A 15549-nucleotide genomic window follows, 5' to 3' on the forward strand; every position below is an offset into this window, starting at 1 on the left:
CACCACATCATATCGCCCACGGCATCGGCACTGTTCCGAGCGCCGGGGACCGCGTCAGCTCCGGCCCTGACGGGCGGCCATCCAGTCGGCGTAACGGGTGGGGGCGAGGCGGGCGCCCTCCCCGGCGACGAGGACGTCGCCGGGGACGACACCGAACATTCCCGCGTCGTCGTCCCTGACGACCGTGTGACCCCCGCCGCGGGCCGCCACAGTGATCCGGCCCAGTTCGTCGAGCGGGAGGACCTCGGGTCCGGCGATGTCGCGGATGCCCCCCAGCGGGGCACCCGCGGCGACCTCGGCGACCGCGTCCGCCACGTCCTCGGCGGCGATGACCTGCACCGGCGTACCGGGCAGGCGAACGGTGTCACCTTCGGTGGTCCAGGACAGGATGGCGTCCACGAACTCCATGAACTGCGTGGCACGCACGATGGAGTACGGCACCGGTCCGGCGGCCAGGAGTTCCTCCTGGAGGGCCTTCGCCCGGTAGTAGTCCAGCGGCACCCGGTCCACCCCGACGATGGAGAGGATGACGAAGTGCCCCGCTCCGGCCTTCTCGGCGGCGGCCAGCAGCTTCTCCATGGACGTACGGAAGAAGGCGGGCGAGGCCTCGTCGAAGGTGGGGGAGTTCGTCAGGTTGACGATCACGTCGGCCCCGGCGGCGGCCTCCTCCAGCCCTTCACCGGTCAGCACGTTCACCCCGGTGGACTGCGAGTGCGGCACCGCCTCGTGCCCGGCGGCGTTGAGCTTCCCGACGACCTTCGACCCGATCAGGCCGGTACCGCCGAAGACTGCGATCTTCATGACGTGCCCTTCCGCGAAGGTGCGGCATAGTGTGCACAGCTCTCAGGGCAACATGTTAGTACCACTGTTCCGGACGGCAAGACGGCAAGACGGCAAGACGGCAAGACGGCAGGACGGACGGTGAACGCGAACGCGACGACAGGCGGCCCGCCTGTCGTCGCGTTCGCGTTCACCGTGTTACTTGCTGAGCCAGAGGTCGGGGCCGAACACCTCGTAGTGGATGTCCTTCGGGCCGACCCCCTGGGCGAGCAGATCACCGCGGACGCCCTGCATGAAGGGCAGCGGGCCGCACAGGAACGCGCTGACGCCCTCGTGCAGCGTCAGCCGGGTCACGTCGGCCCAGCCCTCGTACACATGGGGCATCACGGGCTCCTCGGGCGTCTCGTACCACACGTGCAGCGCGGCGTTCGGCAGGCGGCCGACGAGTTCCTCCATCTCCAGGCGGTGGGCGTGGTGTGCGGGGGAGCGGTCGGCGTGCAGGACGGTGACGTGCCGCCCGGCCTCGGTCTCGACCAGGTGGTCGAGCATCGACAGCATGGGGGTGACGCCGATACCCGCGGAGGCGAGCAGCAGCGGGCTGTCGCCCTCGGGGAGCACCAGGTCACCGAAGGGCAGGGAGACCTTGACGAGGTCGCCCGGGCGGGCGTTCGCGTGCAGCCAGGTCGACACCTCGCCCTCGGGTGCCCGGCCGTCGGCGGAGCGCTCCCGCTTCACGGTGATGCGCCAGGTCTTGCGGCCGGGAGCGGAGGAGAGGCTGTACTGGCGTATCTGCTTCGCCCCGTCGGGCAACTCGACCCGGACACTGACGTACTGGCCGGGCGTGAACGGCTCGGTGGGGTCGCCGTCGGGCCGGCGCAGTTCGAAGGAGGCCGCGTCGACCGACTCCTCGATCCGGTCGGCTATCTCCATGTCCCGCCAGACGGCCCCGTTCTCGACCCCCGCCCCGGCGTACAGCCGGGCCTCCATGGCGATCAGCGCGTTGGCCATGAGCCAGTACACCTCGTCCCAGGCGGCTGCCACCCGGGGCGTCACCGCGTCCCCGAGCACCTCGCCGACGGCGCCCAGCAGATGCCGGCCGACGAGCGTGTACTGGTCGGAGGTGATGCCCAGCGAGGCGTGCTTGTGGGCGATGCGCCCGAGGACGGCGTCGGGCCGCTCCCCGGGCCGCTCCACCAGCGTGGTGGCGAAGGCCGCGACCGCCCCGGCGAGGGCCTCGCGCTGGGCGCCGCTGGCCTGGTTCGCGCGGTTGAAGAGGGTACGCAGCAGGTCCGGGCGCTCCTCGAACATCCGGCGGTAGAACAGCTCGGTGATGCTGCCGAGGGAGGCCCCCACGGCGGGCAGCGTGGCTTCGACGACCGGGACCGACTGGGCGGAGAGCATCTTCTGGCTCCTTCATGGGCACTGGTGTGCTTCGTGGATCTGCGCGCAACAGCATGCTAGTTAATTGGCATTCCAGATACCTATTTAAGAGGGTGTGATCTACGCGACTCTGCCGCGGGACCGTCATGAGGCGCCGGGCGGCCGCGTCACAGATCCGTGCCGTGGTCGGTCATCACGGAGAGACAGTCAGGGGGCCGCGACAGTGTGACCGCCTCCTGGAACGGCAGACCTACGGAAGGTGCGACACAGTGTCGGACAACCACGCAGGACATGTGCACGGAGCCGACGGGCACGGCGAGCAGGCGAGCTGGATGAAGGCGGCCCGGATGATCCAGGACGCCTCGCCGATCACCGTCCCCGAGGGCGCCTCGGCGATGACCATCGAGGTCGAGTGGGAGCCCGGCGACCCCGGCACCCCCGCGCACCGCCACTCGGGCCCGGCCTTCGGCTACGTCGTCGAGGGCGCCGTCCGCTTCGAACTCGAGGGTGAGCCCGAGCGCGTCGTCGAAGCCGGCGGCACCTTCTGGGAGCCCGGCGGCGACGTCATCCACTACCAGGACGGCAACGCGCTCACCGACGCGCGCACCCGGTTCGTGGTCACGATGATGTGCGCGCCGGGCAAGCCCATGCTCGAACTCGTCGACGAGGACGAACTGGCACAGCGGGCCCATCTGCGCGCCCCGCGCCCCACCGCCTGAACCCGGGCCCGCTCAAAAACCGTCCGGCCCCGTCCCCTCCCCCCGCCAGGGGGAGGGGACGGGGCCGGACGGCCCGAGGCAGGACGGCCCGAGGCAGGACCGGGCGTGTGCCGTGGACCGGCCCGGCGTCAACCAGGACCGGACGGGCCCTTCGCCCGTGACACCCCCCCTCGCCCCGCGCTCACTCCACGAAGTACGAGTCGTGCCTGTCGAAGAACCGGGCGCGTTCCTCCTCGGAGGCGTCCGCCAGCTGTGACACCTGCTCGAAGTACTCCTCGCGCGGCGCGCCCGGAGTGAACAGCAGCAGCATGTCGGCCGGTGCGTCCGAGTCGTTGCGGAACGCGTGCAGCCCGCCCTGCGGAACGTGCAGGAAGTCGCCCTTCTCCGCGTCGACCCAGCGCTCGCCGTCGAACAGCCGGACCGTGCCCTCGAGGATGTAGAAGGACTCCGAGATCGTCTTGTGGAAGTGGGTTCTGGGACCGCCCGCCTTCGGGCGCATCTCGACCCGGTACAGGCCGAACTCGCCCCGTGTGGTGGCCGTGGTCGCCAGATAGTGCAGGGCGTCCTTGCCGGTACCGCTCTCACCGATGTCGGGCGGCGTGCCGACCGGGCGGTATACAGCGCTGACCTCGCCGCTGTCTCCCCAGTACACCTGCTCCGGGTAGTACGACATGTGCGTCCTTCCTCTCGTGTGCCAGGGGGCGTGTGCTCTTCGATGGTCGCGCGAGGGCACGGCCACGGCGCACGGATGCCGGCGTTCCGCCCCCGCGGCGGAACGCCGGCATCCGTGTGTCACGCCCGGGGCGGCGGGTACGTGGACGCCGCCCCGGCCGTGGTCTGCGGGGTGCCTCAGCCGAACTGGCCGGGCTGGTAGTCGCCGGCGGGCTGCTGGTTGATGACGTTGACGCGGTTGTAGGCGTTGATGATCGCGATCAGCGAGATCAGTGCGGCGAGCTGGTCCTCGTCGTAGTGCTTCGCGGCGTTCGCCCAGGCCTCGTCCGTGACACCACCGGCGGCGTCCGCGATGCGCGTGCCCTGCTCGGCCAGCTCCAGGGCGGCGCGCTCGGCGTCGGTGAAGACCTTGGCCTCGCGCCAGACGGCCACCAGGTTGAGGCGCTGCTGGGTCTCGCCCTCGGCAGTGGCGTCCTTGGTGTGCATGTCGGTGCAGAAGCCGCAGCCGTTGATCTGGCTGGCACGGATCTTCACCAGTTCCTGGGTCGCGACCGGCAGCGTCGAGTCGTGCACCGCCTTGTTCGCGGAGTTGATGTGCTTGAGCACCTTGCCGGCGAGCGCGTTGCCGAAGAAGTTGATGCGAGCGTCCATGGTGGGATCCGTCCTCCGTAGTGCGGTTACACCCTGATGACCGGGAGGGGCCTCTCATCCGTGACAGACGCGTGATGTGACCTGCGTCACGTTACACGTGGGGTGCGGATCGGTCGACACGGTGGCAAAGAGTGTGTGGCCCGGGGAGGCCGCGCCGCGACGGCCGTGAGCCGCCGGTCCCTTTCGGGCCTTGACGCCCCGGAGGTGCTGAAAATATCTTTCAGCATCGAACAGCACATCGGAAAGAAAATTTCGACGACGGGAGGGCATGAACCCCGTGCCTGCCGCAGGACGCCCGCGGACACCTGCGCAGAGCCCTCGAAGCCGCAGCTGCCTGACGCACCAGACGCACTCTCACAGCAAGGCATGACCGCACCATGAGCGAAGAGAACAAGCACCACGCCACCGCAGCCGCCATCCTGCCCCTGGTCGGGGGCGCGCAGAACGTGACGTCGGTGGCCCACTGCATGACCCGGCTCCGGCTGGGACTGCGCGACCGGTCCCTCGTACAGGACGAGCCGCTCAAGGCACTTCCCGCGGTCATGGGGGTCGTCGAGGACGACACCTACCAGATCGTGCTGGGCCCGGGGACGGTCGCCCGGGTGACTCCCGAGTTCGAGGCCCTGGTCGAGGCGGGGCGGGCCGGGGCCGCCCCCGACCGCGGGGACGACCCCGTGACGGCCGAGGCGCTCGCCGCGCAGGGAGCGGCGCTGAGGGCCGAACGCAAGGCGAGGAACGCCACCCCGTTCAAGCTGTTCCTGCGCCGGATCGCGAACATCTTCGTGCCGCTGATCCCCGCGCTCATCGGCTGCGGCATCATCGCCGGACTGAACGGCCTGCTGATCAACCTGCACTGGCTGCCGGGCATCACCCCCGCCCTGGCCGCCGTGGCCTCCGGGTTCATGGCGCTGATCGCCGTCTTCGTCGGCTACAACACCGCCAAGGAGTTCGGCGGTACGCCCATCCTGGGCGGCGCCGTCGCGTCGATCGTCGTCTACGCCGGGGTGGCCAAGGTGGAGGCGTTCGGGCAGCAGCTCTCCCCGGGCCAGGGCGGTGTACTCGGCGCCCTGGCCGCCGCCTGGCTCGCCGTGTACGTGGAGAAGTGGTGCCGGCGCCGGGTGCCCGAGGCCCTCGACGTCCTGGTGACCCCCACCGTGACCGTGCTCGTGGCCGGACTGGCGACCCTGTTCGGGCTGATGTTCCTCGCCGGTGAGGTGTCGGCCTGGATCGGTGACGCCGCCGACTGGCTGCTGTCCCACGGCGGCGCGGGCGCGGGCTTCCTCCTCGGCGGCCTCTTCCTGCCGCTGGTCATGCTGGGTCTGCACCAGGCCCTGATCCCCATCCACACCACGCTCATCGAAGGCGCCGGCTTCACCGTCCTGCTGCCCATCCTCGCGATGGCGGGCGCGGGCCAGGTCGGCGCGGCGATCGCGATCTACCTCCGGCTGCCGCGCAACACCTCGATCCGGACCACCATCAAGTCCGCTCTCTGGCCCGGATTCCTCGGCGTCGGCGAGCCCCTCATCTACGGTGTGTCCCTGCCCCTGGGACGTCCGTTCATCACCGCCTGCGCGGGCGGTGCCTTCGGCGGCGCGTTCGTCGGACTCTTCAACCAGCTGGGCACGGACGTCGGTTCGACCGCGATCGGCCCCTCCGGCTGGGCGCTCTTCCCGCTCCTCGACGGCAACCACGGTCCGGGGCGGACGATCGCCGTCTACGCCGCCGGACTGCTCGTCGGCTACGCGGCGGGCTTCCTCGCCACCTACTGGTTCGGCTTCACCAAGGCCATGCTCACGGAACTCGACGCGGCGCCCGAGGCACCGGCCGAGGACCGGCCGGCTCCCGAGGAGCGGGTCGCCGAGAAGGTCTGATCCGGCCACGTACGACGGCTCTGCCCGCCCCTCGCACGGCGAGCGGCGGGCAGACTCACGCGGCCGCGAGGCGGGGGCGCGAACCGAGGAACGACGCGATCTTGCCCGGGGCGAACAGCCACAGCACCCGGTGAACGCCCTCGCGTGAAGCCGCGATCGTCATGAACGTCGACGGCAGCCCGTCCCGGTACAGCAACACCCCGCCGCGCCCGTTCGCCTCGACGAACCGGACCTCCGTCCCGGGCCAGAACCGCCGGGCCGCGGTCGACAGGTTCGCCACCCGCGCCCGGCCCAGCACGGGGACGCGGGCCGCGCCCCGGATGCCGTTGCCGTCCGACAGGCTCACCACGTCCGGGGCGAGCAAGGACTCCAGCGAGGTGATGTTTCCGGTCTGCGCGGCCGAGACGAAGGCTTCCAGCAGCCGCCGGTGCTCCACCGCGTCGACCGTCCCGTGCTGCTCCGCCGTCAGATGCCTGCGTGCCCGGCTCACGATCTTGCGGACGTTGACGACCGTGAGTCCCAGCATCTCCGCGATGCCGGCGTAGGTGTAGTCGAACGCCTCCCGGAGCACATACGCGGCCCGCTCCGTCGGGTTGAGCCTCTGCAGCACCAGCAGCAGGGCCAGTTCCAGGGCCTCGGCGCGCTGGGCGCCCAGCGCCGGGTCGGCGCTCGTGTCGACGGGCTCGGGCAGCCACGGGCCGATGTACGTCTCCCGGCGCACCCGGGCGGACTGGGCGACGTTGATGGCCAGCCGGGTGGTGGTGCTCGACAGGAAGGCGACGGGGCTGATCACCACCGAGCGGTCGGTCCGCTGCCACCGCAGCCAGACCTCCTGCACCACGTCCTCGGCCTCGACCGCGCTGCCCAGCACGCGGTACGCGATGCCGAAGAGGCGTGGACGGAGCTCCACGAAGACGGAAACGGCCTCGTCCAGGGTGCTGTCCGTGGGGGGCGTCTCGGGATGCATGATCCAGCTCTCTCCGTTCTCCGGTCGGCTGTTCGCCTCCTTGACCGGGACGGACCCCGTTCTGTGACAGGGTTTGCACCGCGAATACGCACAGTGTGTCAGTGACGTCCGGGATTCCAGGACCGCAGCTTGTCGGGGTTGAGGATGACCCAGACCCGCACGACGTGGTGATCGGCGATGTCGAGGCTGATCACCGCGGCCACCTGTCGGTCGTAGCGGACCACGAGGCCCGTCCGTCCGTTGACCGAGTGGGTGTCCAGCGTGGTGTGCGGGCGCCCGGCCAGCAGCCGCATCATGCTGCGGGCCACCCGCACATGCCCGTGCACCGGTTCGACCAGGGCCCGCACCTTGCCGCCCCCGTCGAAGAAGGCCGTGACATCGGGTGCCAGCAGCGACGCGAGGTGCTCCGTGTCCTCCGCCGTACAGGCCTGGCGCACCGCGTGGGCCACCGCGTCGTGCTGCCGCACGGTCGCCGGCCGCGCACGGCGGGCGCGCAGATCGTCGCGGACCTGGTCGGCCGGGCCGACGCACTCGGGCCCGGTCTGCCCGACGATGTCGGCGACCGCTCCCGGTGCCGTCCCGAAGACGTCGTCGAGCACGAACGCGGCGCGCTCGGCGGGGGACAGGGAGTCCAGCGCGTCCAGCAGTACGCCGCTGAGCTCCTCCTCCAGCATGCCGTGCGGTCCCGGGCGGGCCGGGCGGCGCTCCGGCGGCGCCAGCCGGGCCAGGCAGATGCCGCCGACGACCCGTGCCAGCCAGGCCCGCGGCTCACCGATCCCGTCCCGCTCGTCCCCGGACAGCCCGTACCAGCGCCGGTACGCCTCGTCCACGACGCCGTCGGCGTCGCGTGCGCCGCCCAGCATCCAGGACGCGACGTCCAGCAGATGCCTCCGCTCGTCGAGCAGCTCCGCGATCGGCACGCCGTCCTCGGCACGGTCCATACGGACAACCTCCCTCTCCCCACGACATCACACCACCCGGCCACCGGAAGTCCACACCGGTCCAGGGACCGAGCCGGCGGGCGTCGCTTGAGGAGTGAGACCGGACGGACGTAGATCTTGTGACAGGACCGCCACCGGGAACGGTGGGCAGTGTCACAGTGTCACACCTTTCCGGGCGTCCCGGTCATATGGGAGAAGACGGTTGCTCTGCCAGGAATGAGTTGAGACATGGGAAACGCGAGCCCGTCGGCCGGACCACCGGGGGACGGCCGAGGAGAGAGGGTCACCGGCTGGTTCCGCGGCCGGCTCGGGAACGGACGCGGCAGCCCCGGCCGCGGCCTGATGCGCAGGGCCTTCCCCGACCACTGGTCCTTCCTGCTGGGGGAGATCTGCCTCTACAGCTTCGTCGTCATCGTCGTCACGGGCGTCTATCTGAGCTTCTGGTTCCATCCCTCGTCGGCACCGGTCGAGTACACCGGCGGCTACGGCCCCCTCAAGGGCCAGCTGGTGTCGGAGGCGTTCGACTCGACCATGCGCATCTCCTTCGACGTGCGCGGCGGCCTGCTGATCAGACAGGCCCACCACTGGGCGGCCCTGATCTTCGTCGCCTCCCTGCTCGTCCATATGATGCGGGTCTTCTTCACCGGCGCGTTCCGCAAGCCGCGCGAACTCAACTGGGTGGTCGGCTTCCTGCTGCTGGTCCTCGCGATGTTCGGCGGACTGACCGGATACGACCTGCCGGACGACCTGCTGTCCGGCACCGGACTGATGGTCGTGAACGGGACCCTGCTCTCCGTGCCGATCGTCGGCACCTATCTGTCGATGTTCCTCTTCGGGGGCGAGTTCCCCGGGGACGATCTCATAGCGCGCTTCAACACCCTTCACGTGCTGGTGATCCCGGCCGTGATGATCGTCCTGATCGCCGTCCACGTGGCCCTGAACATACGGCACCGGCACACGCAGTATCCCGGCCCCGGACGGACCGAGAAGAACGTCGTCGGTGTGCCGCTGCGGGTGTACGCCGTGAAGTCGGCGGGCTTCTTCGTGCTGGTGGCCGGGTTCATCTTCGTCCTCGGGGCGCTCGCGCAGATCAACCCGATCTGGCAGTACGGCCCCTACCGCGCCGACCAGGTCTCGGCGGGTTCCCAGCCCGACTGGTACATGGGTGTGGCCGACGGTCTGCTGCGGGTCATGCCCGGCTGGGAGATCAGCGCCTGGGGTCACACGCTCGCCCTCGGCAGTCTCGTACCGCTGCTCGTGGGCGCCGGGCTCTTCCTGGCCCTCGCCGCCTACCCCTTCCTCGAGGCGTGGGTGACCGGGGACGACCGGGACCACCACCTCCTCGACCGGCCGCGCAACCGGCCGGTGCGCACGGGACTCGGTGCCGCGTGGCTGAGCTTCTACCTCGTGGCGCTGATCGGAGCGGCCAACGACCTGATCGCCATCCGGCTGCATGTGTCGGTGAACTCGGTGACCTGGGCGGTCCGTATCGGTCTGTTCGTCGTCCCGGTGGCCGTCTTCCTCGTGACCAAGCGTGTGGCTCTCGGTCTGCAGCGGCGCGACCGTGACAAGGTGCTGCACGGACGGGAGACGGGAATGATCAAACGCCTGCCCCACGGCGAGTACGTCGAGGTGCACGCACCGCTCACCCCGGAGCAGCGGCACCGGCTCACCGCGCACGAGCAGTACGAACCCCTCACCGCGAACGGCGACGGGACCGACCGGGTCCGGCGGCTGCGGGCCAGGCTCAGCCGAGGCTTCTACGGGGAGGGCAGCCAGGTTCCGAAGCCCACGGTGGAGGACCGCGAGGAGGTCACCGGCGGGCACCGGCACTGAACGACCGGAGAAGGGGCGGGGCGGCGCGAGTGCCGCCCCGCCCCTTCTCCATGGAATCCTCCGTGCCGGCGCGACGAGGACCGCCCCGCCGGCAGAGGGCCGGCGGGGCGGTCGGGCAAGCGGGGCGGTGCGGGGTTCGCGGCGTCAGGCGGCGGCAACCGCGGACAGCCGTACGGCCGAGATGTCGAGGAGCAGCTTCACCTTGTCGCTGACGAGGACGCCCCCCGTTTCCAGCGCCGTGTTCCAGGTGAGCCCCCAGTCGGAGCGCCGCAGGGTCGCCGAGCCCTCGAAGCCGACCCGGTGCTGCCCGTAGGTGTCCACGCTCGCCCCACCGAACTCGAGGTCGATGGTGAGGGGCAGTTCGATGTCCTTGATGCGCAGATTCCCGGCCAGCCGGAACGCGTCGTCGCCGGCGTCGGCGATTCCGGTGGAGTGGAACGTCATCAGGGGGAATGTCGAGGAATCGAAGAAATCGGGTCCCCTCAGATGGACGTCCCGCTCCCGGATTCCCGTGTACACGCTCCGCGTCTGGACGCTCATATAGGCCTCGGACCGGGTGGGACGGGAACCGTCGAGTTTGAGCAGACCCTCGAAGGAATCGAATCTCCCCCGCACGTTCGAGATCATGGCGTGGCGGACGGAGAAACCGATGGTGCTGTGGACAGGGTCGATGGTGTAGGCGCCGGTCAGTTCCTGACGACGGCCGGCGTTCGCGACAGGGGTCGTACGGTTTGCGAGCATGACAGAACGCTTTCCTTCGTGCATGGGAGGGGAAACGGTGGGCCGACATGCCGGAAGGCGGCCCCTGACCGTCAGAGGCCGCCTTCCGGGACGCTCACTTCTGCTGTGCGACCCAGTCGGAGAAGGTGGTTTCGGCGAGTTGCGCGCCGGGGCCGGGGAGGAGCGTGGTCTCCTCCACCGGGGCGCCCGAGTACGGGGCCTCGGGGTCCGTGACGACGGTACGCGGGTCGTTCTTGGCGGCGAGGGCGTCGCGGATGAACTCGTCCAGCCGGAACGCCTCGGGGCCGGCCACCTCCACCACACCGTTGACGGGCGCGCCCACGGCCGTACGGCCCACGGCGGCGGCCACGTCGTCGGAGTACATGGGCTGGAACCTCACCGGGGCGAGACGGACGGTGTCACCCTCGGTCGACAGGTCCGCGATGCCCTTCATGAACTCGAAGAACTGCGTGGCGTGCACGATCGAGTACGGAATCCCGGACTCCTTGATCAGTTCCTCCTGCACCTGCTTGGCACGGAAGTAGCCGCTCTTCTGCAGCCGATCGGTGCCGACCACGGAGAGGGCGACGTGGTGCGTCACACCGGCCTCCGACTCCGCCTTGAGGAGATTGCCGGTCGAGGTGCGGAAGAACTCCATGACGGCGTCGTCCGCGAACGACGGCGAGTTCGACACGTCGACCACGACGACGGCGCCCTGCAGCACCTCCGCGAGGCCCTCGCCGGTCAGCGTGTTGACGCCTGTATTGGGTGCGGCCGGTACCGCCTCGTGACCATGGGCCTTGAGCTTTTCGACCAGCTTCGAGCCGATGAGCCCGGTACCGCCGATGACTACGACCTTCATGATGGAGATCCTCTCGGAATAGATCACTCATGCCTTCACCCGGAAAGACCGGGCGGGTGCTCTTTCTGTGACGGGAATTCCGGGGGAACGAAGAAATTTCCCCTTCCCGTGTCACTCGGCGAGTTTGCCGTCGGTCGATACCTCCTCCATCAGGGCGGCGATCTCCTGCGGGACGGGGGCAATGTTCTCGCGGGTGATCCCCGTCGTCGGCGACCACACGAGGTTGACCTGGAGCGCCGGGTCCATGTCCGGATGGTCGCTGCGGTTGTGGCAGCCCCGGGTCTCCCGGCGCTCGAGCGCCGCCTCGAGGGTGGCCCGCGCGGAGAGTGCGGCGGACTTGAGGTCGAACGCGTGTGCCAGGTCCTGGAAGCCGGCGATGTCGGGGTGGACGCCGACGCTCTCCATCCGCTTCTCGATCGCCGTCAGCTCCGCGAGACCGGCCCGCAGGCCCTCCTCGTCACGCACCACGCCCGCGTGCTCGGTCATGGTGTTGCGGATGGCGCGCTGCAACGCCCGGACGTTCTCCGGACCGTCGGCGGCGAGCAGACCGTCGATCTCCCCGCGGGCCTCGGCCACCGCCGCCGCGGAGCGCGGCTGCGACGTCAGCGACTCGGAGTAGGCCGCGGCCGCCTGCCCGGTGATACGGCCGTACACCAGCAGCTCGATAAGACTGTTGCCGCCGAGCCGGTTGGCGCCGTGCAGTCCGCTCGACGCCTCGCCGATGGCGAAAAGACCCCGTACGTCGGTGCTGTGGTCCTCCGGCCGGACCCACACCCCGCCCATCGAGTAGTGCGCCGTCGGCGCGACCTCGATCGGGTCACGGGTGATGTCCAGCATCTGCAGGTCCAGGAGCGTCTGGTAGACCCGCGGCAGCCGGCTCATGATCGTCTGCCGGGGCAGATGGGAGACGTCGAGCCACACGCCGCCCTTCTCCGTGCCGCGGCCCTCCTTGATCTCCGTGTAGGAGGCCAGGGCGACCCGGTCGCGGGTGGACAGTTCCATGCGCGCGGGGTCGTAGCGGTTCATGTACCGCTCGCCGAGCGCGTTGCGCAGGATGCCGCCCTCACCGCGCGCGGCCTCGCTGACGAGCGTGCCGGCCGCGTTCTCCGGCTCGATGATCCCGGAGGGGTGGAACTGGACCAGTTCCGGGTCGCGCAGCCGGGCCCCGGCCTCCACGGCGAGCCGGAACGAGTCGCCGGTGTTCTCGTCGCGCCGCGACGACGTACGCCGCCAGATCCGGGTGTGCCCGCCCGCGGCGAGGATCACGGCGTCGGCGTGGATGAGGTAGCGGGTGCCGTCCGTGAGATCGAAGCCGTACGCCCCGAACACGGTGCCCTCGTGGGTCAGGATCCGGGTGATGTACACGCCGTCGAGCACCGGGATGTCCAGCTGCTCCGCCCGCCTGATGAGCGTGCGCTGGATCTCGAGGCCGGTGTAGTCGCCGGCGAAGGCGGTGCGCCGGAACTTGTGCGCGCCGAAGAAGCGCTGGGAGATACGGCCGTCCTCCTCCCGGGCGAAGGCCATGCCGTAGCGCTCCAGGTCGTCGATGCCCAGGGCCGCGCCCTGCGTGACGATCTCGGCGGTGCGGGGATCGCCCAGCAGATAGCTCTCCTTGAGCGTGTCCGCCGCGTGCTGTTGCCAGCTGTCCTCGGGGTCCATCGTGGCCAGGGCCGCGTTGATCCCGCCGGCGGCGAGCGAGGTGTGGGCGTCCTCCTTCGGGCGCTTGCCGACCGCGAGGACGTCGACGCCGGCCTCCGCCAGCTCGATCGACGCCCGCAGGCCGGCTCCGCCGGTACCGATCACCAGCACCATGGTGGAGAGACGTTGTTCGGTGGCAGCCACGATTGCTCCGATCGTTGGGGTGTTCACCGACTACGACCGGATGACCGAGGTGGTTGTGACACCCGGCGCCACGGAGCTCCGCCTCCCAGGATGCGCCCGGCGGAACCCGCCTGCGACCCGGGGTCAGGGCAACAGGCTCCCGAGCGGTACGTCGGGGTCGGCGAGGGCGGCGTCGTCGAACTCGGCCCCGGACTCCACGAGCGCGCGGACGCTGTCGACGACGTCCCACACATTGACGTTCATGCCCGCCAGGACGCGGCCGCCGGACATCCAGAACGCGAGGAACCGCCGTCCCTCGACATCGCCGCGGAAGACGACACGGTCGTAGGCTCCCGGCTCCACGTACCCCGTGTACTCCATTCCCAGGTCGTACTGGTCGGTGTAGAAGTACGGCAGCCGGTCGTAGACGGCCTCCTTGCCGAGCATGCCCAGCGCCGCCGTATGCGGCTGGTGCAGGGCGTTCGCCCAGTGCTCCACGCGCAGATGCCGGCCGAACCGCGGATGGAGGGCGTTCGCGACATCGCCCGCGGCGAAGACGCCGGGCGCCGAGGTACGCAGCCCCTCGTCGGTGACGATGCCGTTGCGCACCTCCAGCCCCGCCTCCCGCGCGAGCCGGACGTTGGGCGTGATGCCGACGCCCACCACGACGGCGTCCGCGGCCAGCCGGGTGCCGTCCGCGAGCAGCACCCCGTCCGCCCGGCCGCCGCTGCCGGTGATGCGCTCGACCTCGGCACGGGGGCGCAGCCTCACACCGTGCTCCTCGTGCAGCCGGGCGAAGACGCGGGCCGCCTCCCGCCCGAGGACCTTCTGCAGCGGCAGCTCCGCGTGCTCCAGCACCGTCACGTCCGCCCCGGCCGTGCGGGCGGCCGCCGCCGTCTCCAGACCGATCCATCCGCCGCCGATCACGACGACCCTGGCGCCCTCGGTGAACGCGGCCCTGAGCCGCTCGCTGTCTCCCACCCGCCGCAGATACAGGACGTTGTCGAGGTCCGCGCCGGGCACGGCGAGCGGGCGCGGGGACGAGCCGGTGGCCAGGAGCAGCCTGGCGTAGGGAACGCGCCATCCGCTGTCGAGCTCGATCTCCCCGGTATGCGGGTCGACCGACCGCACATGCTTGCCCAGGAGCAGCTCGACGTCGTGTTCGGCGTACCACTGCGCGGGGTGCACGAAGACCGACTCGCGGTTCTCCTTGCCCAGCAGATAGCCCTTGGACAGCGGCGGCCGGACGTACGGCCGCTCCCGCTCGTCGCCGATGACGAGGAGCGGGCCGTCGTGGCCGTTCTCCCGCAATGCCTCGGCGGCCCTGGCCGCGGCCAGACCACCTCCGACGATGACGAAGTTGTTCCCAGGAGACACGATGTTCCTCATCTCGCTTGTCGCATGCTGTGCGTGCCATGGTGTGATTTATCCATCAGACCGTGTGTCCGTGCCTCCTGTGACAGGGCGTCTGTCACAAGGCCGCCGGTTGCCCGGTCTTTACGACTGGCCGACGGCGAAGGAGAAGAGGATGACGTACGTCATTGCGCAGCCCTGCGTCGACGTCAAGGACAGGGCCTGCGTCGACGAATGCCCGGTGGACTGCATCCACGAGGGGGAGCGGACGCTGTACATCGACCCCGACGCGTGTGTCGACTGCCACGCGTGCGAGCCCGTGTGCCCGGTGGAGGCGGTCTTCCATGAGGACGACCTCCCGCGGCAGTGGGCGCACTACCGGTCGGTGAACGCCGAGTTCTTCGAGCTCGCGTCGCCCGGGGACGGGCGCGGTGACCATCGCGTCGTCGCCGCGCTGCCCCCGCAGAGTTCACAGAAGCGGGACATCGCCGTGTTCCCCATCGGCCGGGAGGACACCGACGACGTCGACGTGTGGTTCCCGACCTCGACGTCCTGACGCGGTCAGTTCGGCAGCGGGGTCCCTGTCCGCGGCGTGACGACCGTGGGCACGGTGACCACCGAGACGTCCCCGGTGATCAGACGCTGCACAGGGCAGCGGCCGGCCACCGCCAGCAGCCGCCGGATCTGGTCGGGTTCCAGATCGCCGGTGAGCCGGATGTTCTTGACGATCTCGCCCCGCGGACCGAACCGCAGGTCCACGACGACGTGGTCCAGCTGCCAGCCGTGCCGGCCCGCGTACGCGCGGACGGCCATGGAGGTGCACGAGCCGAGCGCGGCCAGCAGCAGCTCGCCCGGTGTGGGGCCCGTGTCCGAGCTCAGCGGCTCGGGCTCGTCAGCGGTCAGGAGGTGCGGCCCGACCGTGAGGGGACGGGCAAGACGCCGGCCCTCACGGACCGACACGGTACGTCCAGTCATG

At 70.3% G+C, this 15549-nt stretch carries 14 protein-coding genes and 1 pseudogene; 4 read left to right on the forward strand and 11 right to left on the reverse strand.

All coding sequences use genetic code 11. From position 1 onward, the window contains the following. Positions 1-54 precede the first annotated feature (54 nt). Complete coding sequence (locus ACGFR9_RS08785; protein WP_393204353.1) at positions 55-801, reverse strand: SDR family oxidoreductase; 747 nt, start codon at positions 799-801, stop codon at positions 55-57. 177 nt (positions 802-978) lie between these two features. After that, positions 979-2181 (reverse strand): globin domain-containing protein, encoded by a 1203-nt coding sequence (locus tag ACGFR9_RS08790; protein WP_393204356.1) that lies wholly within the window; start codon positions 2179-2181, stop codon positions 979-981. A 311-nt stretch (positions 2182-2492) separates the two neighbouring features. On the opposite strand from ACGFR9_RS08790, the gene ACGFR9_RS08795 reads away from it, so the two are divergent. Continuing rightward, on the forward strand, positions 2493-2879 hold the full coding sequence (locus tag ACGFR9_RS08795) for a cupin domain-containing protein (protein ID WP_199809061.1): 387 nt from the start codon (positions 2493-2495) through the stop codon (positions 2877-2879). A 181-nt stretch (positions 2880-3060) separates the two neighbouring features. Here ACGFR9_RS08795 and ACGFR9_RS08800 read toward each other — a convergent pair whose 3' ends face one another. Beyond that, entirely contained in the window at positions 3061-3552 is a 492-nt protein-coding gene (locus ACGFR9_RS08800) for a cupin domain-containing protein (protein ID WP_393204359.1), read from the reverse strand. Positions 3553-3728: 176 nt separating this feature from the next. Further along, complete coding sequence (locus ACGFR9_RS08805) at positions 3729-4202, reverse strand: carboxymuconolactone decarboxylase family protein (RefSeq protein WP_393204362.1); 474 nt, start codon at positions 4200-4202, stop codon at positions 3729-3731. Positions 4203-4579: 377 nt separating this feature from the next. Here ACGFR9_RS08805 and ACGFR9_RS08810 point away from each other — a divergent pair, with 377 nt between their 5' ends. Further along, positions 4580-6073: a PTS transporter subunit EIIC gene (locus ACGFR9_RS08810; RefSeq protein ID WP_393204365.1), complete on the forward strand. Its 1494-nt coding sequence runs from the start codon at positions 4580-4582 to the stop codon at positions 6071-6073. A 55-nt stretch (positions 6074-6128) separates the two neighbouring features. Here ACGFR9_RS08810 and ACGFR9_RS08815 read toward each other — a convergent pair whose 3' ends face one another. Then, entirely contained in the window at positions 6129-7040 is a 912-nt protein-coding gene (locus ACGFR9_RS08815; protein WP_393204368.1) for a sigma-70 family RNA polymerase sigma factor, read from the reverse strand. Positions 7041-7138: 98 nt separating this feature from the next. Continuing rightward, positions 7139-7981 (reverse strand): RNA polymerase subunit sigma, encoded by an 843-nt coding sequence (locus ACGFR9_RS08820; protein WP_393204371.1) that lies wholly within the window; start codon positions 7979-7981, stop codon positions 7139-7141. A gap of 228 nt (positions 7982-8209) precedes the next feature. Between ACGFR9_RS08820 and ACGFR9_RS08825 the strand changes: the two genes are divergently transcribed. Then, the gene (locus ACGFR9_RS08825) at positions 8210-9817 is read left to right on the forward strand and encodes a cytochrome bc complex cytochrome b subunit (RefSeq protein ID WP_393204374.1); all 1608 of its coding nucleotides are present in this window, start codon (positions 8210-8212) and stop codon (positions 9815-9817) included. 144 nt (positions 9818-9961) lie between these two features. On the opposite strand, the gene ACGFR9_RS08830 is transcribed toward ACGFR9_RS08825, so the two are convergent. From ACGFR9_RS08830 to ACGFR9_RS08845, 4 genes are all read right to left on the reverse strand, one after another. After that, the gene (locus tag ACGFR9_RS08830) at positions 9962-10558 is read right to left on the reverse strand and encodes a YceI family protein (protein ID WP_393204377.1); all 597 of its coding nucleotides are present in this window, start codon (positions 10556-10558) and stop codon (positions 9962-9964) included. A gap of 94 nt (positions 10559-10652) precedes the next feature. Further along, positions 10653-11399, reverse strand: a complete 747-nt coding sequence (locus tag ACGFR9_RS08835; RefSeq protein WP_393204380.1) for an SDR family oxidoreductase — start codon at positions 11397-11399, stop codon at positions 10653-10655. Between the two features lie 111 nt (positions 11400-11510). Then, the gene (locus tag ACGFR9_RS08840) at positions 11511-13211 is read right to left on the reverse strand and encodes an L-aspartate oxidase (protein WP_393205192.1); all 1701 of its coding nucleotides are present in this window, start codon (positions 13209-13211) and stop codon (positions 11511-11513) included. A 153-nt stretch (positions 13212-13364) separates the two neighbouring features. Then, positions 13365-14597: an NAD(P)/FAD-dependent oxidoreductase gene (locus ACGFR9_RS08845; protein WP_393204383.1), complete on the reverse strand. Its 1233-nt coding sequence runs from the start codon at positions 14595-14597 to the stop codon at positions 13365-13367. Between the two features lie 151 nt (positions 14598-14748). On the opposite strand from ACGFR9_RS08845, the pseudogene fdxA reads away from it, so the two are divergent. Continuing rightward, positions 14749-15045, forward strand: a pseudogene (fdxA, locus tag ACGFR9_RS08850) (ferredoxin); the annotation flags it as partial. An 89-nt stretch (positions 15046-15134) separates the two neighbouring features. Here the strand turns inward: fdxA and ACGFR9_RS08855 are convergent. Further along, positions 15135-15548: an OsmC family protein gene (locus ACGFR9_RS08855; RefSeq protein ID WP_393204386.1), complete on the reverse strand. Its 414-nt coding sequence runs from the start codon at positions 15546-15548 to the stop codon at positions 15135-15137. Position 15549 lies beyond the last annotated feature (1 nt).

The organism is Streptomyces sp. NPDC048584 (assembly GCF_043199595.1).
Classification (GTDB): domain Bacteria; phylum Actinomycetota; class Actinomycetes; order Streptomycetales; family Streptomycetaceae; genus Streptomyces; species Streptomyces edwardsiae.